General features: G+C 69.4%; 17 protein-coding genes. 6 read left to right on the forward strand and 11 right to left on the reverse strand.

Annotated features, from left to right (window positions below; all coding sequences use genetic code 11):
* Positions 1 to 93: 93 nt before the first annotated feature.
* Positions 94 to 6,084 carry a DUF4011 domain-containing protein gene (locus ACFYPH_RS29625; protein ID WP_387186357.1) on the reverse strand — a complete coding sequence of 1,997 codons (5,991 nt, stop codon included), beginning with the start codon at positions 6,082 to 6,084 and terminating at the stop codon, positions 94 to 96.
* A gap of 118 nt (positions 6,085 to 6,202) precedes the next feature.
* Between ACFYPH_RS29625 and ACFYPH_RS29630 the strand changes: the two genes are divergently transcribed.
* Positions 6,203 to 6,691 carry a hypothetical protein gene (locus ACFYPH_RS29630; protein ID WP_355138692.1) on the forward strand — a complete coding sequence of 163 codons (489 nt, stop codon included), beginning with the start codon at positions 6,203 to 6,205 and terminating at the stop codon, positions 6,689 to 6,691.
* A gap of 207 nt (positions 6,692 to 6,898) precedes the next feature.
* Entirely contained in the window at positions 6,899 to 7,768 is an 870-nt protein-coding gene (locus ACFYPH_RS29635; protein ID WP_387186359.1) for an NAD(P)-dependent oxidoreductase, read from the forward strand.
* A 48-nt stretch (positions 7,769 to 7,816) separates the two neighbouring features.
* Here the strand turns inward: ACFYPH_RS29635 and ACFYPH_RS29640 are convergent, their stop codons facing one another.
* Together ACFYPH_RS29640 and ACFYPH_RS29645 are read right to left on the reverse strand one after the other, a co-directional pair.
* Positions 7,817 to 8,167 (reverse strand): hypothetical protein, encoded by a 351-nt coding sequence (locus ACFYPH_RS29640; protein ID WP_387186360.1) that lies wholly within the window; start codon positions 8,165 to 8,167, stop codon positions 7,817 to 7,819.
* An 82-nt stretch (positions 8,168 to 8,249) separates the two neighbouring features.
* The gene (locus ACFYPH_RS29645; protein WP_363935736.1) at positions 8,250 to 8,699 is read right to left on the reverse strand and encodes a VOC family protein; all 450 of its coding nucleotides are present in this window, start codon (positions 8,697 to 8,699) and stop codon (positions 8,250 to 8,252) included.
* Between the two features lie 111 nt (positions 8,700 to 8,810).
* On the opposite strand from ACFYPH_RS29645, the gene ACFYPH_RS29650 reads away from it, so the two are divergent.
* Positions 8,811 to 9,245 carry a TIGR03668 family PPOX class F420-dependent oxidoreductase gene (locus ACFYPH_RS29650; protein ID WP_387186362.1) on the forward strand — a complete coding sequence of 145 codons (435 nt, stop codon included), beginning with the start codon at positions 8,811 to 8,813 and terminating at the stop codon, positions 9,243 to 9,245.
* Between the two features lie 16 nt (positions 9,246 to 9,261).
* On the opposite strand, the gene ACFYPH_RS29655 is transcribed toward ACFYPH_RS29650, so the two are convergent.
* The 5 genes from ACFYPH_RS29655 to ACFYPH_RS29675 form a co-directional block, all read right to left on the reverse strand.
* The gene (locus tag ACFYPH_RS29655; protein ID WP_387186364.1) at positions 9,262 to 10,173 is read right to left on the reverse strand and encodes a TIGR03619 family F420-dependent LLM class oxidoreductase; all 912 of its coding nucleotides are present in this window, start codon (positions 10,171 to 10,173) and stop codon (positions 9,262 to 9,264) included.
* Positions 10,174 to 10,213: 40 nt separating this feature from the next.
* A complete protein-coding gene (locus ACFYPH_RS29660; protein WP_387186366.1) occupies positions 10,214 to 10,606 on the reverse strand; it encodes a DUF2267 domain-containing protein in 393 nt (130 codons plus the stop codon).
* Between the two features lie 48 nt (positions 10,607 to 10,654).
* The gene (locus ACFYPH_RS29665; protein ID WP_387186368.1) at positions 10,655 to 11,071 is read right to left on the reverse strand and encodes a DUF2267 domain-containing protein; all 417 of its coding nucleotides are present in this window, start codon (positions 11,069 to 11,071) and stop codon (positions 10,655 to 10,657) included.
* A 158-nt stretch (positions 11,072 to 11,229) separates the two neighbouring features.
* Positions 11,230 to 11,481 (reverse strand): hypothetical protein, encoded by a 252-nt coding sequence (locus ACFYPH_RS29670; RefSeq protein WP_387186369.1) that lies wholly within the window; start codon positions 11,479 to 11,481, stop codon positions 11,230 to 11,232.
* Positions 11,478 to 11,777 carry a DivIVA domain-containing protein gene (locus ACFYPH_RS29675; protein ID WP_387186371.1) on the reverse strand — a complete coding sequence of 100 codons (300 nt, stop codon included), beginning with the start codon at positions 11,775 to 11,777 and terminating at the stop codon, positions 11,478 to 11,480. Before ACFYPH_RS29675 ends, ACFYPH_RS29670 begins: the two co-directional genes overlap by 4 nt.
* 231 nt (positions 11,778 to 12,008) lie before the next feature.
* Between ACFYPH_RS29675 and ACFYPH_RS29680 the strand changes: the two genes are divergently transcribed.
* Positions 12,009 to 12,896, forward strand: coding sequence for a helix-turn-helix domain-containing protein (locus ACFYPH_RS29680; RefSeq protein ID WP_387186372.1), 888 nt, complete (start codon positions 12,009 to 12,011; stop codon positions 12,894 to 12,896).
* Positions 12,889 to 13,104, forward strand: coding sequence for a DUF397 domain-containing protein (locus ACFYPH_RS29685; protein ID WP_387186374.1), 216 nt, complete (start codon positions 12,889 to 12,891; stop codon positions 13,102 to 13,104). Before ACFYPH_RS29680 ends, ACFYPH_RS29685 begins: the two co-directional genes overlap by 8 nt.
* Positions 13,105 to 13,151: 47 nt before the next feature.
* Here ACFYPH_RS29685 and ACFYPH_RS29690 read toward each other — a convergent pair whose 3' ends face one another.
* The 3 genes from ACFYPH_RS29690 to ACFYPH_RS29700 are packed head-to-tail and all read right to left on the reverse strand — an operon-like array spanning position 13,152 to position 23,112.
* Entirely contained in the window at positions 13,152 to 14,456 is a 1,305-nt protein-coding gene (locus tag ACFYPH_RS29690) for a serine/threonine-protein kinase (RefSeq protein WP_387186376.1), read from the reverse strand.
* A gap of 50 nt (positions 14,457 to 14,506) precedes the next feature.
* Positions 14,507 to 16,687, reverse strand: coding sequence for a UvrD-helicase domain-containing protein (locus ACFYPH_RS29695; protein WP_387186378.1), 2,181 nt, complete (start codon positions 16,685 to 16,687; stop codon positions 14,507 to 14,509).
* Entirely contained in the window at positions 16,684 to 23,112 is a 6,429-nt protein-coding gene (locus ACFYPH_RS29700) for a DEAD/DEAH box helicase (RefSeq protein ID WP_387186380.1), read from the reverse strand. The genes ACFYPH_RS29695 and ACFYPH_RS29700 overlap by 4 nt, the downstream gene beginning before the upstream one ends.
* Before the next feature lie 256 nt (positions 23,113 to 23,368).
* Here ACFYPH_RS29700 and ACFYPH_RS29705 point away from each other — a divergent pair, with 256 nt between their 5' ends.
* The gene (locus ACFYPH_RS29705; protein WP_387186382.1) at positions 23,369 to 25,897 is read left to right on the forward strand and encodes a DUF262 domain-containing protein; all 2,529 of its coding nucleotides are present in this window, start codon (positions 23,369 to 23,371) and stop codon (positions 25,895 to 25,897) included.
* Positions 25,898 to 26,243 lie beyond the last annotated feature (346 nt).

Consider the following 26,243-nt stretch of genomic DNA (forward strand, 5'->3'; position numbering starts at 1 on the left):
TGGGTCCTCAACACCGGCCGGACGAGCACGCCTCGGCTGAAGCGGCCCAGACCCCGCCCACTCTGTCGCGACCGGCACGAGTGGTGACTCTCGTCAGCCGTGGGTGAGGCGGCCCTCCTGGTCGAAGCGGAGGCGACCGCTGGTCACGGCCACGTGCAACCCGTACCGGAGTAGCTTGTCGACTTTCTCGGTGCGTCGGCGGTAGCCGAGCCGTTCCAGGCCAGCGCGCAGCAGCCGTTCCTCGTCCATGCTCGGTACGCCCTGGAGCGCGTGCACGAAGGCGTTGGCCACCTCCTCGGGCGGCACCTCCTCGAATGCCCGGTCGTTGCTCACCTGAGTCACCCGGTACGCGCGGTACGTCTGCGGATCGGCGCCCTCGGGCCAGGCATACCGGCTCACGGTCGGGTGCGTGTACAGGCGGCGGGAGTCGACAAGCGACAGCACGGCGGTACGCCGGTCCTCCCGTGTCCGGAGGAAACCGAACCGCGCGAGGGCGAGGCGTGCGAGCCGGTGTTGCTCGATAGGCCCCTCAGCCTCGATGATCTCGCGGAGTGCGTTCCGCATCAGGTCACGTACCCGCCGGTCGGTGGCCAGAAGGTCGAGGTCGGCCTGCTCTCCGAGCGAGGTCGGGATGTACGGAACGAACGGGCTCACCGTGATGGTGCCCGCGTCCGAGATCGCCGTGACCTGCGGCGCGGTGGTCGCGGCGGCGAGTGCGGTGACGGGTTCCGCCGAGGCGCCCAAGAGGGGCTCCTCGTCCACCGCGAGGCGCGGCTGTGGCAACTCGGCGGCCGGTGTGGGGCGTGGCGGCTCCACATCCGTTACGGAACGCGGCTGCGGCAGTTCGATGGCTTCGGGTGCCGCTGCGACCGCAGACGACTCGGGCTCCGGCGCGGCGGTCGTGGGGGCGTCGGCCCGGGTGACCGCTTCGTCGACCCGGTCGAGCATGGCCGACCGGTCGTGGATCCACGCCGGCAGCCAGAACCGCACGACGTCCGGCCAGCCCATGATCGACCGGAGAAGCGTCGGTGCGGAGTCGCGGTCCGCCACCGTCGGGCGGGCACTCCAGTCCGGGCCATCGAGCATGACGGCCACCTGCCAGCGTGGTGAGCCTGGTCTGCGTACGGCGAGGTCCACTGTGAAGTCGGAGAGGCCGTGCGAGGTGCGGACCTCGTGGCCGCGGTCGCGCAGCGCCGCGGCCACCTCCTCGCGGATTCGACTGCGCCGCTCGGTGCGGTCGGTGGCGAGGTCGCCCAGGCGCTCCGCGCCGGCGGCGGCCATCTCGCAGTACGCCCGCAGGTGCTGTGTGCCCAGCGCGGACGTACGGGCGAGGTCGATGTCGGACGGGTCGAAGGACGAATAGAGGACGACCTGACGGCGGGCGCGGGTGATGGCGACGTTGAGCCGTCGCTCGCCGCCGGCCTGGCTGAGCGGACCGAAGTTCAGCGGGAGTTGGCCAGTCTCCGGGTTGGTGGAGAAGGCCAGGGAGAACAGGACGACGTCCCGCTCGTCGCCCTGCACGTTCTCCAGGTTCTTCACGAAGATCGGCTCCGCGACGGCACCGGAGAGCTGCTCGCGGATGATCGGATCGGTGCTCTCCTCCAGCAGGTTGAGGATGAGGTCCCGCTGCTGGATGTTGAAGGTGACCACGCCGACGGACTGGGTGGCGGTCGCCGGGTCGTGCAGCCGCCGGGTGATGTCGGCGAGGATAGCCCGGGCTTCGACCTCGTTGGTTCGGGATCCGCCCCGGTCGTACTGGCCCTCGACGCGCCGCCAGCTGACGCCCGCCGAGCTGGCGGCACCGGGCGACGGGAGGCTGGAGAGCTTGTTGTCGTAGTAGTAGCGGTTGGAGAAGGCGATGAGTGACTCGTCGTGACTGCGGTAGTGCCAGGAGAGCCAGCGCTGCAGCAACCCCGACTCGACGGCCTCGCTGAGAATGCTCTCCAGGTCCTCCGGCACCGGGCCGTTGCCCTCGTCGACCTCGTCCACGCTGTGGCTGGCCTGCATGATGCTGCTCGGCGGCATCTGCCGGGAGTCGCCGACCACCACCACGGCGCTGCCCCGACCCATCGCGCCGATCGCCTCCGCCACGCGGATCTGCGAGGCCTCGTCGAAGATGACCAGATCGAAACGTTGGCTGCCCGGTGCCAGGAAGTTCGCCGCGGACGCCGGGCTGACCAGCACGCACGGGGTCAGTGCGAGCACCGCGTCCGAGTACTGCTCGAACAGCTCTCGGAAGGACCGCCCGCCCCGCTTGCGGCGAAGCTCCGCCGCGAAGTCAGCGAAGCGTCCACGCCGGTCGCCCGGGCTGAAGGGACGGCGACGGACCAGCACCGACGGCAGCTGCGTCGGCAGCGCGGACCGTAGCTCACCGGCGGCTGCCTCGAACTGGCTGATCTCGTCGTCGTGCAGCTCCGGGTCGAAATACTGCAGGCCGCCGGCCCGTACCCGCTCGGTGAGGGACGCGGTCGCGACGCCCCGCCGGTAGACCTCCTCGGCGAGCTGCCCGGGCACCTCGGCGCGCAGCAACTGGTCCCGGTAGTCGGTGAGACCGGCCGAGGCGAGCACGTCGGCGTGGGCCAGAACGGTCGCCCATCGGCGCAGCGGAAACAGCTCCTCGCTCTGCAGCTCCTGCAGCCAGACCGCGCCGTCGCGCTGCCAGGCGTCCACCCAGTGCGAACCGGCGAGCCACAGGCCCAGCTCCGGCCCGCCCGAGCGCAGCACCCCGCGCCAGGCCCGCCACCGTGAGGCGAACCGGTCGAGGAGTGCCGCGCCGACGTCGGTGAACCCGCTCTGGAACAGCTCCCATGCCTGCGGGTGCTGGCTCAGCAGCGTCCGGCCAACCCGGGTCGCCTCGATCGCTTCCGTCAGCCGCTCCTGTGCGTTCGGGTCCGTGGGCAGCCACTGCGACAGCCGCAGCCCACCGAGCCCCAGCAGGTGTTGGTGGAGTGCGGCGGCCTGCGCCTGGGCGGCGACCAGTCGACCGGTGGTGACCTCCACCTGCTCCGCGTCGAGCGGAGCACCTCCGACCAGGTGCACCGCCAGCCGGTCCACGATGGCCTGGCGGCGCTTGCGCTTGCCTAACAACCGCTTCGCCGCTTCCTGGGCCTCACCGTGCCAGGCGGTCAGCTCCGGTCGTGCGAACACGTCTGGCCGGAAGGTCGCGAGCTCACCGGCGAAGCCCTGCCGGAAGGCTGCCAGGTTCACCTGGAGCCGGGCCACCGCCTCGTCCCACCGTCGGTCGCTGGCGTGCAGGGTGGTCTGCCGGTCCGGCAGCATTCCGCGTACGGCGAGCCAGGCGCCCGCCTGCAACTCGCTCACGGTTTCCGGGGCGGGCAGCGTCCGCAGCAGGTCGACCAGGCGCGGGTGCGCGGCGAGGTCGGCGCGGAGACGTTCGAGCTCACCAGCGATCTCGGTGACAGCGGCACCATGCAGCCCGTCGAGGGTCCGGCAGCCGCTGAGCGCCCACGGGTGCGCGGCCCGGAGTCGGGCCGATCGCGCGGCCGCCGGGAACTCCCGCAGGGTCGTCTCGACCTGCGCGCGTGCCTGGGCGGGTGCGTGCAGGTAGGCCACCGGGATCGCAGCGGCCGGGCCGTCCCCGTACGCCAGGGTCTGCTCGTAGGCCGACCAGAGCGACATCCCGACGGGGTTGGTGGTGTGCACCTGGGCCGGGTACTCGGTCAGCGGGGCGAGCCGTGTCCGGTAGGCCGTCTCGACGGCCGTCCACGTGCCGTCGCCGCCCTGGTCGTACTGGTCGAGGGCGTCGCGCAGCTGCTGGCGGATCGCGTTGAGGGACTGCTTGCGCCCGTGCAGGTCCAGGGCGAACGGCCCGAGGCCGACCTGCTTGAGGCGGCGCTTCACCACCTCCAGCGCGGCCTGCTTCTCGGCGACGAAGAGCACCGATCGACCGGCGCTGACCGCCCGGGCGATCATGTTGGTGATGGTCTGGGACTTGCCGGTGCCCGGCGGGCCCTCCAGGACGAACGAGTGGCCGCGCTCGGCGCGCACGATGGCCTGCATCTGCGACCCGTCGGCGGGGATGGGCAGGTGCAGGTCCGCCTCGTCGACCATGATCTCGGCGTCGTCGGGGCGCGCCGGGTCGTCGAACGTGGCGCCGGAGGACTCGACCAGGTGCCGGACGACCGGGTTCTCCATGAACCGGGGCCAGTGGTCGGTGAGGTCCCGCCACATCTGGAAGGTGGAGAACTGCAGCAGTCGAAGGCTGGCGGTCTCATCGATGCGGTAGTTGAGCCGGTTGTCGAGCAACCCCGTGTTGATCGCGGCGAGGGTTTTGGCGATGTCGATGCCGTGCTCGTCGAGGACCGGCCGCTCCAACTCCGGGATCCGCACGCTGTGCTTGACCCGCAACCACTCGATCAGGCAGTAGTTCGGGCTGGCGACCTCGGTGCCGTCGATGACCATCGCGTACGGGCGACGGCCGCTGCCACCCTCGATACGCACCGGTAGGAGGAACAGCGGCGCGTACGCCTCTCCCCCGGTCGTCTTGGTGTGCACCAGCGTGCCGATGGTCAGGTAGAGGTAGTTGCTGCCGGTCTCCTGCTCCATCGTGCGCGCCTCGCGCTGCAACGCCCGCATCGCCGTCTTGTAGCGGGCGTCGGTGACCGCGCCGTAGACCCGGCGGTCGGTGCGCAGCTCCCGGGTGAGGATCTCGGCATCGAGGTCCTGCGCCCGGCGTGCCCCGGCCAGCTCGTGGACGTGGCTGATGTCGTCCTGCGGGATGACCTGCACCTGACGGCCATCGTGGATGAGGTCGTCGAGCAGGGCCAGCGCACCCGCCGGCACGTGCAGGTCCAGGCCACGGCCGCGCTTGGGCAGGTTGAGCAGCGGGTTGCGCAGGCTCAGGTCGAGCAGCGACTTCTTCCACTGCTGGACGCGCGCCGGCGACCCGTCGGACTGCTGCGGCGCTTCCTCACCCTCATCGGTGAGCTGGCGCAGCTTCGCGGCGGCGACGCCGGGCGGAAGGTCGAGGGACGCGACTGCGCCGGCGGTCGCTTCCGTGAGCAGCGGCGTGGCGACCAGTTCGTCGGCTGACGGCAGCGGGCGGATCCCCGAGCGATGGGCCAGGTGCACGTCGACGACGCCCTGCAGGCGCTCGCCGTCGCCCCGGAAGTGACCGAGCCCGACGCGTACCGCCTCGGTGAACGTCGCCGACTGCGCGCCCGGCCCGATGCGGGTCAGCTCGACCGGCACGGCCCGGCCGGAGTCGACCATTGAGATCAGCAGGTTGGTCTCGGTCACCGCGGCCGAGCCCAGCCGCTCCTCCTCCAGCAGGAAGCCACCGAAGGCATGCCCCGCGCTGATGAAGATGAGCGGATGCAGCCCCGCCGCCTCCAGACACGCGGCGTATGTGACGGACAGGTCGAGGCAGTTGCCCAGTCGCCCGTCCAGCACGGCGGCTGTCGTCCGAACCTTCTGGCCGGTGTTCTCGAACGACGCCGGCAGGGTCTGGTAGGTGATCTCCAGCTGGCGCAGTGCCTCGTACACCGCGCCGGCGATCAGCGCCGCCCGCTCCGAACCCTCCTGATAGCCCTGCAGAGAGCCGGAGCCCGTCCGCGCGAGCAGGAACTGGGCGGCTGCCCGCAGGACCGCCTCTACCGCCCGGGTGTTCGGCTGCACGAAGGCGGCCAGGCTGTCGTACAGGGCAGGGCTGTTGAACCATTCGTTGTGGGCCAACACTCTCGATGGGGCAACCAGCCGCAGTGCGTCCTCCTGCGCTTGCACCCGGAGGGTGTAGTCGACCGGGAACGCCTCGTCGGTGCGATACAGCAGCACCCGGTCGGGCGTGAAGTCCCGGAAGTCGTCCCAGCTCGTGCTCGCCCCCGGCCGCAACGGCGCGGTCAGCGTACGCGTCCACGGCTCGGTCAACGCGCCGTCCGGGCCTCGCAGTTCCAGCGTCAGCGTGACGTCGGTCAGCGGCACCGGACCTCGGTTGACGAGGGTGAGGTGACGGACCAGCGGCACCCGGTTGTGCACCAGGGCGGCGTTGATCGCCGGCTGCACGATCAGCCCAACTTCGAGCTGGTCGTCGTCGGCGGTGAACTGCGCGAAGACGCTGTCGGACATGGGCGTTTCTCCAGGTGGCGAGGCCAGGAGGGCCAGCCTAGCGGTCAACCAACCGGTGGACAGGGCCCCGGCCGTACGACGATCTTGGAAGTCGTACGTCTGAGGCAGGATGTGCGCCATGACGACGCACCACCAGCACCTGGTCTACGGCCACGCCACCAATCACGACTGCCTCGCCTTCATCGACGCCCCTACCGCCGCGGGGGAGGCCGCGGAGATCAGGGCACTCGCCACCGCGCGGACCTGGGGCGAGGCCCGACAGGTCCAGATGACCCGCCTGTCGCACCCCGCCGGCCCCGACTGCTACGAGCCGGAGGACGGGTACGGCGACGACGAGCCCTTCCACATCACTGAGGTGGGCGCGGTCGTGGAAGGGTACTGGCCCCCGATGGTCACGACGCGCGCGCTCGATGTGCTGCCGCAGGACCTGCGGGACCGGTACGGCAAACTCGTGCTCACGGTTCACACCGGTGAGTACCTCGAGGTTCCACTCGACTGCGAGACCGAACTGGTGGCGGAGCTGCGCGGGCGCGGCTACGAGGTGACCCGCGACGACGAGCTCATCAACCTGCTCGACGGCTTCAGCCTGGGCTCGCTGGCCAGCTGAGACGTCCTCACGCCCGAGCATCGGCAGAGATCGCCGCCAGGGGCGAACCTTCAGGGTGCGGCGGCGATGGTCGGCCGCATGACCGAATCACCGCCGCATGCTCCTGCACCTTGCCGGGGTCAACCTGCCCGGCAGGCATGATCAAACGGCAGCACCAGCATCCAGGTTTGTGCGGCATTGCCCGGGCAAAATTGGCAGGATGGCGCCATGGCCACGGTCGCTGTGATCGGTCTGGGTGAAATGGGTAGCCGGATGGCCCGCCGGTTGCTCGATGCCAGCCATGACCTCGTTGTCTGGAACCGCACGCCGCAGAGGGCCAACGATCTTGTGGCGCGTGGCGCGGTCGCTGCCGACAGTCCGGCAGAGGCTGCCCGCCGGGCCGATTTGGTCATCACCATGCTGTCCAACCCGGCGGCGCTGCGAGAGGTGGTCGAGGGTCCGCAGGGCATCCTCGCCGGTGCTACCGCGTCGACGACGCTCGCTGAGATGTCCACGGTCGGGCCGCCCGCGGTGCGTCGGTTGGCCGCGATGCTGCCGGATGGTGTTGGCCTGCTCGATGCGCCAGTGCTGGGCAGCGTCCCGGAGGCCGAGTCGGGTTCGCTGCGGATCTTCGTCGGAGGGCCGGAGCAGCTTGCCCAACAGTGGATGCCGGTGTTGGGCGCGCTTGGCTCGCCGATGCATGTCGGACCGCTCGGTGCCGGCGCGGCGGCCAAACTGGTCGCCAATTCGACCCTCTTCGGAGTGCTCGCTGTTCTCGGTGAGGCGCTCGCTCTCGCGGACGGGCTTGGTCTGCCGCGTGACATCGCGTTCGAGGTCCTGTCCGCGACTCCCGTCGGCTCGCAAGCGGATCGGCGGCGGCCAGCGATCGAGTCGGGTCAGTTCCCGCCCCGGTTCGCGCTGTCACTCGCCCGTAAGGACGCCGATCTGGTCGTGTCGGCCGCCGAGTCGGCAGGCGTCGAACTGCCAGTCGCGACGGCCGCACGGCAGTGGGTCGCGTCAGCCCAGGAGGCCGGCCTTGGCGACCGGGACTATTCGGCGGTAATCGCGCACATCACCGACACTGCCTCAGCAGCCTGAGACTTGGCCGTAACTCTGCCGGGCGCGGCGGCAACCTGCCCGCCAGGTTCAGCGGGGGCGACTCAGCCACTCCCAGGCGCGGCGGAGGCCCACCTGCACCGGGTCGTCACCCGCGGCCTCGGCCCTTCTGGCCGGCGTGTCCTCGCCCGGCTCGTGCATCTCGCCACCGGGTACCGACAGCACGACCCCCCGCTCGTACAGGTCGGCGATCTGCTCCCGGTGGGCGAAGCGGTGGGACTGGTCGGGCCCCGGCGGTGCCACGATGATGCCGTGGAAGATGTCCTTCGGTTCGTCGGTCAGCACGTGCTCGACCACGCCGACGGGTGCCGAGTCGACGTCGTAGACCCGGGTGCCGACGCGAAGCGCGAGGTACGAGACCTTCGCGCCGAGATCCTCCACGACGTTCACCGTACCCGCCGCCTGATCACCAGGGGCCCGATCACGTTGGCTGGTCCGGGCTGGGTTCCCCGGTGTCGGTCGCTCAGGCGGCGGCTGCTCGACCCATCCCGGCGAGGATCCCCGTGCCCTGGCCGAGCTCGATCAGATAGCCGTCCGGGTCGCGCAGGTAGCACCGGATCTCGACGCCATGATCCTTGGGCTCGGTCAGGAACTCCCCACCCCGTGACCGCCACTGCTCGTAGACCGCCCGGACGTCGGTGACCCGGACGTTCATCGCGCTGCTGAGCGTGTTCGGATCCGGCGGCGCCTTCGCCTGCACACCCGGCTTGTCGTCGGTCGGACCACCCTCGTCGTTGATCACGATGTAGCTGTTGTGGAACCGCAGGATTGCCGGCTGGCGTTCCCGCACCACCGTCGCGCCCAGCACCCGCTGGTAGAACTCCCGGGAACGGTCCACGTCCCGCACAATCAGCAGGTGCGTGAGCACCAGCCCAGCCTCGGGCTGGAAGTAGTCGGGCGCCTCGCTCGCCATCACGCCTCCCCCGGGGTTCAGGTCGGCAGGGCATACCCGGCTGCAGCACCGACATACCCCCACGGCAACAACGAGTCACCGTGACGGGTTTCGGCTGTTACCGTCGGGCCTGTGCCCGCCGACGACATCCGGGATCGGGTCCGGTCGGCCAGGGTGGCCCGGCTGACCACCGTCCGGGCGGATGGGCGTCCCCACCTGGTGCCCGTGTGCTTCGTCCTGCTCGACGATGTCGTCTACCACGCGGTGGACGAGAAACCCAAGCGCCACCGGCGGCTACGCCGGCTGGAGAACATCCGGGCGACGGGGCATGCCTGCCTGCTCATCGACGAGTACGACGAGGACTGGTCGCGGCTGTGGTGGGTCCGCCTGGACGGGCACGGTCGGCTGGTGGAGGACCACGCGGAGGACGCCGCAGCCCGCGCGGCGCTCGCCGACAAGTACCCGCAGTACGTCCAGCGGCCACCAGCCGGGCCGGTGATCGCGATAGCGGTGACCGGCTGGTCGGCGTGGTCCGCGGCGGACGCGGCAGCCGACCCGGCCGGGTGAGCGCCGGTCAGGGGTGTCAGCGGGCCGGAGCGAGGGCCTCGAGCACCTCGTCGGCCCGGCGCAGCGACGCCTGCGCGTCGGCGCGGCGTGACCCGATCTCCGGATCGAAGTTGAGATCGACGAACACTTCCGTGATGCCGGCTTCGGCGAGTCTGCCAAGATCCGACCGGATCTGCTCGAGCGTGCCGGTGAGCGGCTCGCGCCCGGGCGGGCCCGTCGGCCGTACGCGGACCGCGCCGCGGCAGACGAAGCGCAGTGCGCCGGGATCGCGGCCGGCCTGCGCGGCGGCGGCCTTGACGGTCGCGACCGCCTCGCCGATGCCTGTCAGGTCCGCCTGGCTGCCACTGACCCAGCCGTCGGCGAGCCGGCCGGCCCGGCGCAGCGCGGCGGGCGCCTGGCCGCCGAGCAGGATCGGCGGGTGTGGCCGCTGCACCGGTTTCGGCTCCATGCGCGTCGGCGGAACCTGGTAGAACTCGCCGCGATGCTCGGCGACCTCGTTCTGCCAGAGAGCGCGGAGAACTGCCACGAACTCCTCGGCCCGATGGCCCCGCCGATGTTTGCTCACCCCCGTCGCCTGATACTCCTCATCCGCCCAACCGAGACCGAGTCCCACGTCGAGTCGTCCGCCCGCGAGGATGTCGAGGGTCGCGGTCTGCTTGGCCAGCAGCACCGGAGAGATGAACGGCATGTTGAGCACCGCGACGCCGAGCCGGATCCGCGTGGTGTGGGCCGACAGGAACGCCAGCGTGGTCAGCGGGTCCTGGACGCTGTGGTAGGTCTCGCTCCAAGCGAGGTCGGCGGGCACCAGGAGCCGCTGGAACGTCCAGAGCGAGTGGTACCCGAGCTGCTCGGCGCGGCGGGCGACGTGGATCATGTTCTCCGGTGTGGCCCACGAGCCGGAGACGGGCGGGGCGAATCCAACCTCCACCCGCGCACCGTACCCGGATCGGGCCAGGAATTGGCTCGGTTCAGGCGCCGACGCTGCGGCTCACCGGACGCAGCAGCCGCCGGAAGTCCTTTGGCAGTTCGGATTCCAGGTACTCGAGATCGTCCGCGCTCACCACCTCGCGCAGGGTCGTCAACACGGCGCGGGCGCCCTCAGCGGTCCGCTCGTCATCCGTTCCCGCGCGGACCCCTACCTCATTGAGGAACTCCACGAGGTCGATCCGTTCGGCGAAGTCCACGTCCTTGTGCAGGTACCCCCGCAACTCCTCGGGGACCTGGGTGGCCAGGTGTCGCGCCTCGCCACCACTGACCCCTTCCGCCAAGGTCGTCAGCGTGGCTCCGACGACGTTCGCCGCCTCCGCCGCCGGCATTCGCGCCCGCTTCCCCACCGCTTCGAGAAATTCGGCGTAGTTCACCAGTTCTCCTTCCGGACCAGTTGGGGTGCGTCGCGGGGTCCGTGCGTGCTACCCGCGGCGCTGCCGGCCACCGGCGCCCACCGGTTCGACCACCTGCCGGAACTCCTTCGGAAGCTGGGCCATCGCGTCCTCGAACTCGTCACGGGAAACAGCCTCACGGAGCGTGGTGAGCACCGCGCGGACCCCGGCACCGGCGAGCGCACGGTCGACGGCCGGGTGGTCCGCCACGCGCCGCACGAACTCGTCGAACCCGAACGGCTGGGCATGTTCCTGCCTTCTAAGCGGTGGAGGTTTGCGCAGGTGATCGTCGAGCCCGTCGGGAAGCTGATAGGCAAGGTCCTCGGCCTGGCCGGCGCTGATCCGATCCGCCAGTGTCTCCAACGTCGCGCTGGTAAGTGTCGCCGCCTGATCGGTCGACACCTTCAGCCGCGTGGCCACTGCGTTGATGAAATCCTCGTATTCCACCTGATTCTCCTCCCCGGCCCGATCGCCGTCGAACCGCCAGTTACGAGCCCTGTGCCGCTATCGCACACTTCACCGCTCGGGTGCCGAGCGAACTGGTACCTCGACAGCCTCCTGGGACAGGGGGTGACCCTGCCTCATCCCCATCGGGCGAATCCAGGTCAGCGGCGCAGGCGGCGGGCGCAGGGGCCGTCGTGGTCGGCGCGGAGCAGGCAGCGCCGGCCGCCAGGCATCAGCAGGTCGCAGAAGACCCGATGGCGTACGTTCTGGTGGTCCTCGGCGGAGACGGTGGTCTCCCCCGGGTCGGTCTGCGGCAACACCAGCAGCCACCGGCCGATCACCCGGGCCAGGCGCTGCGCGGCGGGCAGGTCGGCGGCGGCCACCGGCAGGTGGATGACGTACCGCTGGCTCATCGGGCCTGGCCCCGCTCGTTGCGGGCGCCGGCCTGATCGGCCTGCCAGCGACGCAGCCCGGCCTTGATCCGGGCCGTCTCGAGGCGGCTCTCGGCGAGAGCGGCGTAGACGGCGGCCATGTCGACGGCGACCCGGTCAAGGAAGGCGTACACGTCGTCGGGGTTCAGACCGCGACGTCCGAGCCCGGTAGGCACGAAGCGGCGCTCACGCACCTGCCACGGCAGCAGACTGGTGTACGCGCCGGAGCGGTACGTCGTACAACTCGGCGACTCCGGTCGCTGGTTTTTGGCGTTCATGTCTGCCTGCCTTCCTGACGCGGAGGGGCGAGGGTGTTCGGGGAAGCACGGCGGCCGTTCGGGGGGACCGGACGGCCGCCGTGCTGTGATCAGCCTGCGACAGTCCGCAGTGAAAACGCAACGTTCTAAACCGCAATTTCGCCGCTGTGCATTGACTTTCTTTGCTGAAACCCGTAGGAGTTGCAGGAGCAGGTCACGCAGCGTTGCGCTACGGGACCAGGGAGTGTGCGGATGCCCGACGACATCGGATCGACCGTGCCGCGCCGGCAACTCGGCCGGCTGCTGCGACAGTTCCGCAACGAGGCCGGGGTGACACTCGACGCCGCCGCCGAAGCCCTCGAATACAGCCGGCAGAAGATCTGGCGCCTCGAATGCGGCCAGGGATCGGTCCGGGTGCTCGACGTCAAGGCGATGTGCGAGCTGTATGGGGTCTCGCCCGAGATGACCGAGGCGATGCGCGGGCTGGCCGTCGAAACGAAGTCGAAGGGCTGGTGGCACGCATACGGCGATGCGGTGCCGAGTTGGTTCGAGCTGTACGTGGGCCTGGAATCCGCCGCCGCCCACCTCCGCCGTTATGACGAGTCGCTCATCCCTGGGCTCCTGCAGACGAAGGAGTACGCCCGCGCGCTGTACCGCCTCGGCGGGACGCTGAGCGAGGAGGAACGCGAGCGGGCCGTACAGGTCCGACTTCAACGGCAGGCATTGCTCTCTCGGCGGTTGCCAGCAGCTCCCAGGCTTGAGTCCGTGCTGTCTGAGGCGGTACTCCGCCGTGGCGTTGGCGGGTCGCCGGTCATGACCGGGCAGCTCGCTCACCTCACCAAGCTGTCCGAGCTACCGAACGTCAGCCTCAGGGTGCTGCCACTGGCAGCAGGCCCCCAGCCCGGCGCGGTTGCGGGATCCTTCGTGATCCTCGACTTTCCGACGACCAAGGGTGGCCGTGCCGCGCCCGAGCCGTCCGTGGTCTACAGCGAGTCGTTGACCGGGGCGCTGTACCTCGACAAGCCCGACGAGTTGGCCGCCTACGAGCGCGTCTGGCGAGGGCTGGATGCGCTGGCACTCGGCGAGGCAGAATCGACTGACATGATCAAGCGGATGGCTGGGGAGATGCGGCATGACTGACCTGACCGGCGCCGTCTGGCGCAAGAGCACCCGCAGCGGCGACAACGGCGGCGACTGCGTCGAGGTCGCCACCAACCTTCCCGGCATCGTCGCCGTCCGCGACTCCAAGGATCAGGCCGGTCCGGCTCTCACCTTTCGCCCGACCGCTTGGTACGCCTTCGTCGGCAGCGCCCGCAACGACGGTCCACGGCCGGCAGCACGATCTTAAATCGTGCCAGATCAGAGGAATGCTGGGGATGACGACGAAAACACAGGTCAGGTCAGGGTGAACCGACCCTTCTGATGCAGGAGGGGCTTGGGCTGGATGAAGCCGTTGCTGGTGACCTGGCCCATCTCGGTTTCGCAGACCAACACCTGATGCCGGCACTCCTCAGCAAGATCCTGCTGGCCGCCTGACTGGTCCAGGTCACGGGCCAAGGCCGCGAAGGCGCCTCGGGCCTGCCGGAAATCACCTGCCAGCATCAGAAGGTTCGCGATGTCCAGACGCACCGACATTGCCTCGGTAGCTAGCAGCCCACCCTCGCTTTCCGACAGCGAGTGAAGGGCTCGCTCCAACACTTCGGCGGCCTGCACGAAGCGCTCATTCTCGGCGAGTTCTCTTGCCTTCGCCCGCGATGCCGCAAATTTCTGCTGCGAGTTCTTCGGCGGCACAGCGGCTGTGCGCGCTGTGGCATCGGAGCTCCTGTTGCCGGCCCGGCCGGCTACAACGCCTGGAGTGTCGTCGCCATCGACGAACGGATTGAGGAGCCGACGAACCTCGCCCGCCGACGCCGGCCTCTCCGCTGGATCCTTGGCTAGCAGGCAGTACAGAAGATGCGCCAGGTCGTCGGGCACGTCCGAGCGATATTCGCCGATGATGGGGATCGGCGAGTACAGGTGACGACGCATCATGTCTGGCGCGTTCGCCGCCTGGTAGGGAGGGTGCCCGCCGAGCATCTCGAACAGGATGCAGCCCAAGGCGTACAGATCGGCGGCGGGCCCGACGGGCCCGCCCTGGGCTTGCTCGGGTGCGATGTAGGCAGGAGTCCCGAGCGTGCGCCCGGTCGCGGTGATGCGGGACGCCTCGGCCGGGTTCAGCAGCGCGGCCACACCGAAATCGAGCACCTTGGCCACCCCTGCCGGGGTAATCATGAGGTTCTGCGGCTTCAGATCACGATGTACGAGTGAGGCGGCATGTGCGGCCTCCAGCACCGAACAGACCTGCGCGGCAATGGAAACCGCCTCACCGACAGGCAGTCGCTCCTGCTCGGCGATGTGGTCGGCGAGGACGATCCCCGGCACGAGCTGCATGACGAGGTAGAGGTCTTCACCGTGCACACCCAGATCGTGTACGGCCGGCACGCCGGGATGGTCGAGCCTGGCGGTTGCTCTCGCCTCCCGCCGGAAGCGCTTGCCTGCCGTCTCACGCTCGTCCTCCGGCACCTCCAACTGCCGGAGAAACTTGATCGCCACCGGCCGGTCGAGCCGCTCGTCGAAGCCGGCCCAGACCTGGCCCATTCCTCCGCGACCGACCGGATACGTCAACTCGTACCGGTCACCGATGCGATCCCCCGCCTGCACCTACAGCCTCCCCCGCATCGCACGCCGACTCGCCTGAGCAGGAGCCGGTCTCAGGCTAGCTGTCGCTGCACAAGCCGCCCGGTCAGGAACGGGCTGGGCGTGCCGTGCCAGAACACCGCAAGCTCGTCACGCGCGCGGGTGGCGGCGACGAACAGCAGTGACCGGTCGCGCTGGCGTTCGCGCTGGTAGCGCTTCGGGTCCGCGTCCCGGTACCTGCTGATCATCTGCCGAGGCACGAGACCGTCACTGACCCCGGCGATGATCATTCGCTGGTACTCGAGGCCCTTGAACCGGTGCATCGTGCCGATGTGCACGCCGTCCGGGCGCTTCGGGCCATCCGGCCCGATCTCGACCACCGCCAGCCCGTCAGCTTCCAGTCGGGTGATGACCTCCGCAGCAAGGTCCTTCGTCGGTACGCAGATGGCAATCGAGCCATCTGACGCGTTGCCCCAGTCACGCAACTGCTCGACGATGAGGTCCCGCTCCTGCGCCCATGTAGCGGCGCCGCGGAAGACCGGGCGGCCGCCACGCAGCAACGACCGGTAGCCGGCCAGGTCCTCCTCACCGCCGTCGAGGTCGTCATACACCTCCCCGGTCATGATCTGCAGGGCATCGGCGAGGATCTGCCGGGTGGTGCGGTAGCTCAGCGTGAGCCGGGACGACCGGCCGCGGATGTTGACTCCGAGGCTGCCCAACGTGACGTGGTTGTCGTAGATGCGTTGGTGGGTGTCACCGGTGAGGAACATGTCGTCCGGACCTGGCGCGACCATGGCACGCAGCATCTTCCAGTGCGCGGCGCTGAGGTCCTGCGCCTCGTCGACCACGACGTGCCGGTAGCGCGGCCGGTAGAACCCGCCGGACGACTCACCCGCTACGCCGGTGTTCTGGGCGGTGCGGTCCATTTCCAGTCGGGCGGCCCGTTGCGCCACCTGCCGCCAGGTCCAGACGCCACGATTCTCCAGCCAGGTCGCGAAGCGCTCGGTCAGCTGCCAGATCTGGTCCCGCTCGGCCCGGGTGAGGCTGCGGCCACGGTTGGGGCGGCGGGCTTTGAAGTAGTCGGTCCGCGAGTTGAGCACCTGACCGAGAATCACCTGGGTCCACTCGGCGGCCAGGAACTCCGCCTCCCAACCGGACTCGCCGGTCTCTACCAGGAACTCATCCCACAGCTCAAGGACGCGATTGTCGTCCACCACGCGGCGACTACCGCCCGCCTTGGCTTCGGCCACCACCCGGCTGGCCAGCCGGTCGATGTTGACGATGTCGACGCGTGACACCAACTCCTGCCCGCCCAGGGCCATCAGGCGGGTCCGCAGGTCGGCGGCGAGGTTGCGGTTGAAGGTGGTGAGCAGGATCGGCTTGTCGACCCCGGGCGGCAGCTGCCGCGCGAGGTGCGCGACCCGGTGCAGGGCGACGATGGTCTTTCCGGTTCCCGGGCCGCCACCGACCCGAGCGGGGCCGCTGTAGCGGCGCTCGACCAGCTTCCGCTGGGTGGGGTGCAGGAAGATCTGCCACCGCTCGAAGGCCTCGCCCAGCATCGCCTGCAACGCCTCGTCGTCGGAAGTCACCTGGGTGGCGGGGCGCTCGACGGCCGCCTCGAAGTCCTCAGGGTCAACCGGCTCATCGGCCCGGACCGGTTCGGTGACCTGCTGAAGCACCTCGTCGTAGGGGGTGCCGTCGAAGAGGGCGAAGAGCACGTCGGTGGTGAGCTGCGGTGCTCGGTCGAGTAGTTCCAGGAGCTGCGCCTCGGTGGTCAACTCGCGGATCTGCGGCAGCAGCGGCTCGGAGACACCGAGGTCCAGCAGTTGCGTGTCGGTGTAGGTGTCGAAGAGCGGCTTCTGCGCGGGCTCGGGCTCCATCTCCGGCGGCACGACCCGGCCGATGATGCTGTCACCGACCGGTGCCATGTCGACGACCTCGATGCCGCCGGTGATTCGATTGATGCGGTAGGCGTACCGGCTGAGGTCGTCGTACACCTCGCCGCGGTGCTTGACCGCGACGAGGAGGTAGTCGCGCGCGGAGATGTGCAGCAGCAGCGCCCGGTAGTCCTTGTTGGCGCGGGCGGACATCAGCCGGGATTCGCTGTTGAGCGCCTTCAGGTTGAGCCCGGGGTTCTCCGGATTGTGCCGGAACTTGTGCATGAACTCGTAGACCGCGCCGATGTCGGCGCGGGTGAGCTTCATGACCTCCTTGTCGGCCCGGTCCAGCATCCGCAAGCTTGCTCCGGTGCTCATCGACGTTCTCCCCCGCTCGTCGCCTTGATCTCTGCCGCCAACTCGTCAACCGACCATTCACCCGCGGTGCGGGCGTGCCAGCCCGCCTCGGCGTACGCCCGATCGCGGTCTTCGGTCTCCGGGTCGTCGGACGATCCGGTCAGCACGATGGCGATGCGCCGGTCAGGCCAGGCCAGCTCCGCCTGCCAGCCCTGGTCACCCAGCTCGTAGCCCACGACCGGGGCCGGCAGGTCCTGTCGCGCGAGCTGTTGGACGAGCTGGTCGAGCGTCTTCTCGTCCGGGTCCAGGTAGCGCAGAACATCGCGCCACGGCGACTCCGTGTCGAGCGTCCCCGGCTCGACGGCCACCGGCTGGGCTACGACGCCAAGCCACGTCGCTGTCTCCTCGTCGAGCGGCAGTGCGCGTTGAGCGAGCACGATCCCGGTGCCCTCGGTGACGGCCATCGAGGCCGGCTCGAAGGTGTCAAGGGTCGACACGGCGAGCTGACCCGCGTCGCCGCCACCGTTGCCGAGGAACTGGATGACGTTGCCCCAGGCGAGCCACGCAGCCCATCGGTCCTTGTGGCCCGCACTCGCGACGGCGGCCGGCAGGTCGTCGAGGACGGTCAACGCCGACCATGTCGGCAGCGGCTTGCTGCGCCCGTCCACCACGAGGGTCACCGGGCAGTCGGCGGTGTCACGGCCGCGGGCGATCATGATGTGGCGGGCGTTCGGCCCGGGCAGCGGTTCGCCGCGCAACGCGGCCAACAGGCGCTCCGATACACCGCTGGAGTCGGTGGCGGTGTTGTCCCGGGCCTGTTTGAGAAGGCCGGCGAGGGTGGCTTCCGCCCGCCGCTGCCATCGGGTGAGGTCGGGGTCGGCGAGGAAGCGCATCAGCTGCTCGATCGGGTTGACCCAGATGGTTTCCTCAAGCTCATCCGGATCGGCGCCGGGGAGGAACTGCCGGTACCTCTCCCGAGCGGCCTGCTTGCTGACCCCGCCGTACGGCGTCCACCGCCCCTGCCTTTCGGTGTTTCCCCAGGTCTTGACGTCGTCCCAGGTGGCGGCGAAGACCAGGTAGCCGTGCGCGCGCAACCGGGCCCGCTTCTCCGCGTCGTCAGAGAGCCGGTTGTACTGGGACGAGGCGTGGTATTTGAAGCCGTCGAGGTAGACGGCCACCTCTGGCGACGGGGCGTCGAGGCGTTTGAAGTGGACGTCGGGGCGGGTGCCGCGAACGGTGTTCTGCAGCTTCATCTGCCAGTGGGTGAAGCTCTGACCGTTGTCGCGGACGAATCGCAGGTCGGCGATGCGGGCGCCGTCATGGTCGGTCCGCCGATCGATCCGCAGACCGGAGTTGGGTGTCTCGCCGAGCGCCAGGAGCTTGGTGAGGAAACGCATTTCCAGCTCGCTCTCCACCTGGTGGATCAGCGAGATCTCGTCCGTGCGGGTGCCCTCCTGCACGTCCCAGGTGTCGAGGAGCTTGTCCAGCATCCCCAACGCCTCGTCGCGGCTCATCAGGGCGAAGTGCTCGTTGCGTGCGTGGCGCAGGAGGCAGCGGTGACACACCGCCCTGCCTTCGTGCCGGCAGACGCAGTCGGCGATCCGCTGCCGCGCGAGTTCCAGGACCGCGCGGAACTCCTCGGGCTTGGCAAGGCGGTGCAGGTAGCCGGTGCCTTGCGGCTGAGTGTCGTAGACGACCACGAAGTTGCGCGTCCCGTCGCTCTGCCCGTCCGGCATGGTGGCCGACACCGCCTGAAGGTGTGCCGGGTCCCCGCCGTACTGCGCGGCGATGCCGAGGCGGATCGCGGCAGCGAACGACGCGATACGTTCCTGCACCACAGCCGTCGCAGCCGGGATCAGGATGCGTAGCGCCTCGGTTTCCAGCTCGTGCGCGAGGATCAGATCGACGTGGGCGTCCGCAGCGGCGGGCGAGCGCCGGTACGGGCACCAGGGCCGATGGTGCTCGGCACCCTGCACGACAGTCGAACCGGCGGCCTGCGCGGCGAGTTGTTGGCTCACCGCGGGGGCGCCGTCAACCGTGGTCCCGCCGCAGGAGGTACAGGCGTGGAACCGGTTGATCCGCACCTCTTCGCCCGCGAAGAGTTCAGCTGCCCGGTCGTAGCGCTGTGCGCCCAGGTTGAAGTGACGGATCATCGCGTGCCGGCTGTAGTCCACGCCGAAGGTGTCGTGGGCGTGCCGCCAGGATGAATCGACCTTCGCAGGGTCGACATCGACAGCGACGGTGGTGGCGTAGAAGCGCCGGTCCCGGTCGTCGCTGTCGTCGCGGATGCGGGCGTCGTCGCGCTTGTCGCGGCTGAGTACCCGGGTCGGTTGGAGAACTTGAAACAGTCGCCCGTGGTCGGCGATGCCCGGGTCCGCGCAACGCGGGCAGGCGCTGGTGTCCTCCTTGGCGAGGTGTGTGCGGACGTAGCCACACTGGGCACAGACCCGCCACTGCTCGTACGCCGGCCGGTCCGCGGGGCCGACGTCTAGCCCCGAGATCTCATGCTTGTAGCCCCGCACGTAGTAGCTGTTGCCAGGGGCGATCTCGACCAGCGCCTGGCGGGCGGGGCGCGCGTACTCGCGGAGTTCACTGTGGAACCGGCGGTCGCCGTCGGTCTTGTCCTCCCAGGTCAGGGTGGCTTCCAGGTCGGTCCGGGTGTCGATGAGCGCGTAGTTCGGCAACAGACCGAACTCGACCAGGGTGCCGTGTGCGGCAGCCGCGCTGACCTCCCGCAGTCGGCGGCGGACCGCACCCTCCTCCGCCTTCAACATCTTGATCTCGCGGGCGTGGTCCGGGTCGCTCGGCACCAGCGTGCCCCGGGCGGTGGCGAGTTCCTGCATTCGACGACGCAGGTCGGCCAACCGGGATTCCCAGACCTCGTCGGCCTCCTTGACGCGGTGGACAATGCCGTCCGCCGCGAACTCCCGCAGTTGATCGGCGGCGGCGCGCAGGACCTTGTTCCCGAACAACGCCAGGAAGTCCTCCACCAGCCGTCCGCTGTCGCGGCGACCAGCCTCGGCGAGGCCGGTCAGCCAGCCGGTCGGCCCGAACAGCACGTGTGCCCGCCGTGGCATCGGCAGCACTCCGGCGAGGCGGCCGCGGGCGGCCAGGTCGATCAGGTGGGCGAGGTACTGGCGGCGCAGGATCTCCACGGCGGAGAGGAAGCAGCCGGGCGGAACGATCTGGCCGGCGATCATGTCGCGTGGGTCGGCCAGGTAGTAGCGATCCCGCTCCGTCCGCCCGACCAGGGTCAGCACCAGCGCGTTGCCGCTCTTGCGGCCGGCGCGGCCCGCCCGTTGGACGTAGTTGGCCGGGCCGTGCGGGAGTGACGCGAGCACCACCGCGGAGAGGGCGCCGATGTCGATGCCCATCTCCAGGGTGGGCGTGCAGGAGAGCACGTTCGGGTCGGTGTAGCGCTCGCCGTCGCGGAACTGCTTCTCCACCGTCTCCCGTTGGGCGCGGGTCAGCATGCCGGTGTGTTCACCGGTGACGACCCGGAACACCGGGCTGTCCAGGTAGAGCCGCCGGTAGTAGTCGTCGGGAGCAGTGTCGTCGTGAGCCGCCTGGAGCTGGCCCCTGCACCGGTACTGCCGGCACGGCTGCCCGACCCAGTCGGCAACCCGGTCGGGATGCTCGGTCTGCTGCCAGTGGCAGGTGTCGCAGCCGACCCCGGCCGTCACGGCGGACGCGTCGTCGAGCCGGGTCACCCGCAGGTGGCCGGGCATCAACCCGTACACCGTGTTGCCGTCCTCGGTGTCGCCGACGGCGACCACGTCGGCGGCGGCGAGGGCCGGCAGCAGCCGGCTCAGGAAGCCGGCGGTGTCGCCGGCGTCGAGGCCGAGGCAGCGCGACGTCCAGTCCTGGTACCAGTTGCCCCGCGCGGTGATCACGTCGAACTCCGAACGGGACTTCGGCGTCGCGAGCAGGAACGCGGGCGCGGACAGCCCCTTCGGGAACGCGGGCATTCCGGCGGGCCGGCCACCCCAGATCTGCCACCGGGTGCCACCGCGCTTCAGGTACGGCACCAGCCACTCATGGAACACCGCGCCCCGGGTCCGCAGCCGCTCCAACAGGCCGCGGAGGAAGGCGAGGTAGCGGGCGTCGTCCGGGGGTGTGCCGGCGAGGTGACCGGGGCCGGTGAGGTGGACGTCCCGGCAGATCGCGGCGGCACGCGCCGGATCGTCGAGGGCCACCTCGACGGCGACACTACGGGTCAACTCCAGGGTGCGGCCTTGGCGGGAACGCAGCCCGGTCTCCATCACGGTGGCGAAGACGAGTCGCTCGCTGATCAGCTCCCATGTTTCCCGGCTGCCGCTGTGCTCGCCGGCGAGCAGGCTGTCGACACCGGGCTGATCGTGCAGGTCCGGTGGCACGACCGTGCAGAGGATCTCCGGCTTGGCCGCCTCTTCGATCATCCTGACGAAGAGGTCGTCGAGCCCGATCGACTCCCCGGCCTTGAGTCGACCGGCGAGCAGAGAGCGCAGGGAGAATGAGTAGGACCGGTTGGCGACGAAACCGGCGCGGTGCGCGGCGTCCTGCACCGAGTCGTTGAACAGCAGCGTCTTCTTCTCGGCCTCGTCCAACTCCCCGCCGGTGAAGAGCTGCGTGATCGCCACCGAGGCGAGGGTGGCCAGGCCGGCGCCGAGGAAGCGGATACCGTGGTCCAACTCGCAGGACGGACAGCGGTCCTTCTCGGCGCCGTCGATGTCGAGCACGTCGCCCAGCACGACGATGGCGTCGTCGGTGGGCTTGCGGTCTCGCTGCTCGTCGAAGGGGCGCACCCGACGGCCGTACTCCAGGACCAGCAAACCGCGGGAGCGCTGGCGCACCTCGTCGTCGGTCGCGGCGATCAGCGCGCGGACCCGGCGCTTGTCCCGGCCGACGCTGGCTCGGTAGATCTTGTCCGGGTCGGTCTCCAGTTCCTGCGGGTCCTTCTCCGGCGACAGCGCCATCCAGCCGGAACGACCGCAGTGCCGACAGTAGATGGCCGGCAACCGTGGGTAACGATTGTCGGCCACGACCACGTCGCCATCGGCGGCGTACGGGTCCAGCTCGCGCGGCGCCTCGCCGTACCAGCCGAAGGATGCCTGGTGCGAGGTGCCGCGCAGCAGGCGGGAGACGGCGCGTACCCAGAGGTGGGTTTCGATGTTGAGCAGCGGGCGGCCGGGAGCTTCCGGGTTCTGCGCGACGGAGAGCAGGCCGACGAACCGGGCGAGAGCCTTCGCCGTGATCTCCGGCGGCGTCTTCATCACGCTGCCCCAACCGGTCGCGTTCTTGCGGGGCAGCACATCAATGATCTCGTCAAGGGTGCACGGCCGCGCCTGGAGCGAGTCGAGCACTGCCTTCGTCAGCGGATGCTGGCGGAGCAGTTCACCGAGTCGGGTCGGGGCATCGAGGCAACGCTCGCCGACGACCAGCTCGGCGACTTCGGCCATCATCCGCTCGGGGTCGCGGTCGTCGACGGCCGCGAGCTGCTCCGGGCTGGGCAGCGGCAAGCTGAAGTCCTGGCTGGCGATGAACTCGCCGGCCTCGTACCGGTCCTCGCCCACCAGCGAGCCGGCGTCGAAGGCGACGCCGAAAACCTGCTCGGCGACCTCGCGGATCGCGGTTCGACCGTCCCGGCCGCCACCCTCACCGAGCGTCGCGGAGGTGGCCACGGGACAGATCGGCCCGAGCGGGCGCTCCGGCTCGTCGAGATCGAGGGCGGCGGCGAGCCGGCGCAGCAACATCGCCACGTCGGTGCCCTGCGCGCCGTCGTAGGTGTGGAACTCGTCCAGCACCACGTACGCCGGCTCGGCACCCTCCCAGAGCGGCAGGTCGTCGGCGCGCTGGAGCAGCAGGTCCAGCATCTTGTAGTTGGTGATCAGGATGTCCGGCGGCGTGCGGCGCATCTCCGACCGCTTGGTGAACACGTGCGGGTACTCGATGGCCGCGACGTCACCGATGTAGAGACCGGCGGTGACCTGGCTGAGCGCCGGGTCGGTAAGTAGCTCGTTGATGCGTTGTGTCTGGTCCGTCGCGAGGGCGTTCATCGGGTAGAGCAGGATCGCCTTGACGCCGGCTCTGCCCTGCTGCTTCTGTCGCCGGCAGTGGTCGAGCACCGGGATCAGGAACGACTCCGTCTTACCCGAGCCGGTGCCGGTGGTGATCAGGGTCGGCTCGGCCGCCTTGCCCTTCGTCGACAACCGGGCGAACGCATTCGCCTGATGCAGGTAAGGGGTGAAATCGGCCGGCGCCCAGTCGAGGTGCGCCCGCCAGTCGCCCTCCGCCGGGCGGAAGGGGGTGCGGATCCGCAGGTACGGGCCGCGGAAGATTCCCTGCTCCGGGTGGGAGAGGAAGCCTTCCAAACCATGGCGTACGCCGTCCTCGGTCAAACCGAAGGTGGTGGTCAGGTACTGGGTGAGGGTCCGACGCAAAGTGTCGGCGGCAATGGTCGGCCTCATGAGCGGATCACCGCCGCATGCTACTTCACCCCTTACCGGGGTTGACCTGCCCAACAGCCCCTGGGCGGGGCGAGTCGGATTCGCGACAAAGACGCGGCGGATCGAGCGCCGAACGCGACCGACCACGACTTACTTTGCAATCAGGCGCCCCATACCACTCTCTCGGTGAGCAGTGAAAGGGTGTACGACTCTTTGTGATCCGTCTTATGATCGCGTGCCGGAACAGCTCCGGAACGGATGAGGTGACGGCTTCCCGATGGTTGCAGCGCAAGAGACCACCCTGCAAGGCCTACTCGAAGGCACGAAGCAGTACCAGGTGCCCCTCTACCAGCGCACCTACTCCTGGCAGGGTCATCAACTGGAGCGCCTGTGGGACGACATTGTCCGGCTCGCCGACGACCGGGCCGAGAACCCAAAGACGACCCACTTCATCGGTTCACTGGTGCTGGCGCCCAGTCCCAACAACGGTCCCGCCGGTGTCGGCGTGTTCCTGGTGGTCGATGGTCAACAGCGGTTGACGACCCTGTCCATCTTGCTCTGTGCCATCCGGGATCACCGGGTGGTCAATGAAGACGACACGCACCGCGACCGACTCACCGGCCAGTACCTGATCAACCAGTGGGTGCCCGAGCGTCGGTTGAAGCTCGTTCCTACCCAGGCCGACCTCGATGCATATCTAGCCTGTGTGGACTCCTCGGCGCAGGCCGGTGGGGGCGAGGTCGGCGCCGCGTACGAGTTCTTCCGGGGCCGGCTGGCGGAACCGACGGTCGCAGCGCGGGTGAAACACCTGGAAGACGCGGTGCTCTTCGGGTTGGCGTTGGTCTCGGTGATCGCGCACCCCGACGACAACGTCTACCGGATCTTCGAGTCGCTGAACAACACCGGCCTCAAGCTGACCCAGGCCGACTTGCTGCGCAACTACCTGTTCATGCGTCTGCCGAACCGCAGCAAGACCGTCTATGACGCGCACTGGCTGCCGTTGCAGAAGCGATTCAACTCGGTGGAGTTGGAAACCCTGTTCTGGCTGGACCTGGTGCAACGCGACCCCCGAATCACGCAAGGCGACACGTACGCGCGGCAGCAGGCGCGGCTCGACCGGCTCGGCACGGAGGACGACATCGAGGCCGAGGTGCGCCGATTCGGCCGCCTCGGCACGCTGTTGGAGATCATCCTGCACCCGGAGAAGGAGCAGGACTCCGACGTACGTTTCCGGCTGGAAAGGTTGCACGCCTGGGGTACCACCACCGTCTACCCGCTCCTGCTGCATTTGCTGGACCGGCGCAGCCTGGGCACCGCGACCAGCGCACAGGTCGCATCCGCGATGCGGTACGTAGAGAGCTTCCTCGTCCGGCGGCTACTGATCGGCCGCGCCACGGCGAACATCAACCGCAATCTGCTGTCCATCGTCACCGAGATGGACAAGGACCTGCCGGTCGACGAGGCGGTACACGCCTACCTGTCGGCCGGCCGCAAGTATTACGCGACGGATTCCGACGTACGCCACGCGGTCCGGTCACTGCCGTTCTACACCAACGGGCGGGCGTCGCAGCGTTCGCTGGTGCTGCGCTGGTTGGAAGAGTCGTACGACAGCAAAGAGCCGGTCTCGCCAGCGAAGCTGACCATCGAGCACGTCCTGCCGCAGAGCATGGGCCCGGAGTGGCAGCGCATGCTCGCTGCGGACCTCGAACCGCACGAGAACGTCGTCGAGGTGCACGACGCCCTGAAGCACACACTGGGCAACCTCACGCTGACTGGCTACAACGTCGAGTTGGGCAACAGCCCGTTCGCCGTCAAGCGGGTCGATCTCGCAAAGAGTGGCGTACGCCTCACGCGGGACATCGTCGCCTGCGAACGCTGGGGACGGCCGCAGATCCACGCCCGCGCCGACGCCCTTGCCGAGCGCATAATCAATCTTTGGCCGGGCCCGACCGGGCCAACGGTCGATCAGTCCGAGGTGCGCTGGGACCTCATGGAAACGGCGCTCTCCGCGATGCCGGCCGGATCCTGGACGACCTACGGGGACCTCGCCGCGTTGATCGGCACCGCACCCCAGCCGGTCGGCAACCGGCTGCGCGCCGTCCCAGTAACCAACGCCCATCGGGTGTTGCAGGCCGAGGGAACGAAGGCCGGTGGTTTCCGGTGGCCCGACGGACGCACGGACGACCCGGTCGCGGTGCTGCAAGCCGAAGGGGTCGAGTTCGACCAGCACGGCCGGGCCGACCAAACCCAGCGCATCGACCTCGACGAGTTGGCACAACTGACCGGGCTGGCCCCCGACGAGTTGCCACGGCGGCTGCCCCAACCTCGACCCGGTGACGGGCAGTCCCTCGCCGAACGCTTCACCGAGCAGCTCGGGGTACTGCAGGGCCCGGTCGTCGCCGGAGCCACGCTGACACTGCTCGACCGATGGACCGAGATGGGCGGCACGCTCCTCTACGGCGGCGGGGCGGAGACGTCCTGCTTCCTCATGGCTCGGGAGCGCGGCCACCGCGATGGCGACATCTGGCCCCTGACGCTCTACCCGAGCGGGAAAGCCGAGGTGGTCTTCCAACACCTCTCCAGTCGCTGGCCGTTCGACGACGTCGCGTTACGCGAACAGTTCCGGCAACGACTCAACCAGATCCCCGGCGTGAGCATCGCCGCTGCGAAACTCACCCTGCGCCCTGGACTCCCACTGACCGTCCTCGCCGACAGCACCGCCGTTGCCGCCCTCGTGGAGCACCTGCAGTGGTTCTACGAGCAAGCGCATCTGTCCGAGGAAGCAGATGAGCCCCTTACGGTCTAGCGGTTAGCGCGGGCCCAGGAGCGCCTACCGCCGAAGGAGATGCCGCCGTGGACGTCGGCGCCCGCACGACTGACCCGCCGACACCGCCGGACAGGGCATTGGTCACGTTGCTCGTATTGACCGTCAGGAGCGCCTCGGCTTGGGCGAAGCGGGCCCCGAACGCGGCACGGAAGGCGGGATCGCAAAGAATCTCCTGTGCGAGGGGCACGGCGAGGTGCCCGCCAACGCGCTCGAGGCGGTGCATCGCGCTGCCACGATCCGACGCCAGTTGGATCGTGGCAGCCGCCGGGAGGCGATAGCGTTAACGGAGCCGGGGAGGCGTTCCGGGGGCTGGGGCGGGAGGCGG

Source organism: Micromonospora sp. NPDC005252, from assembly GCF_042872475.1.
Classification (GTDB): domain Bacteria; phylum Actinomycetota; class Actinomycetes; order Mycobacteriales; family Micromonosporaceae; genus Micromonospora.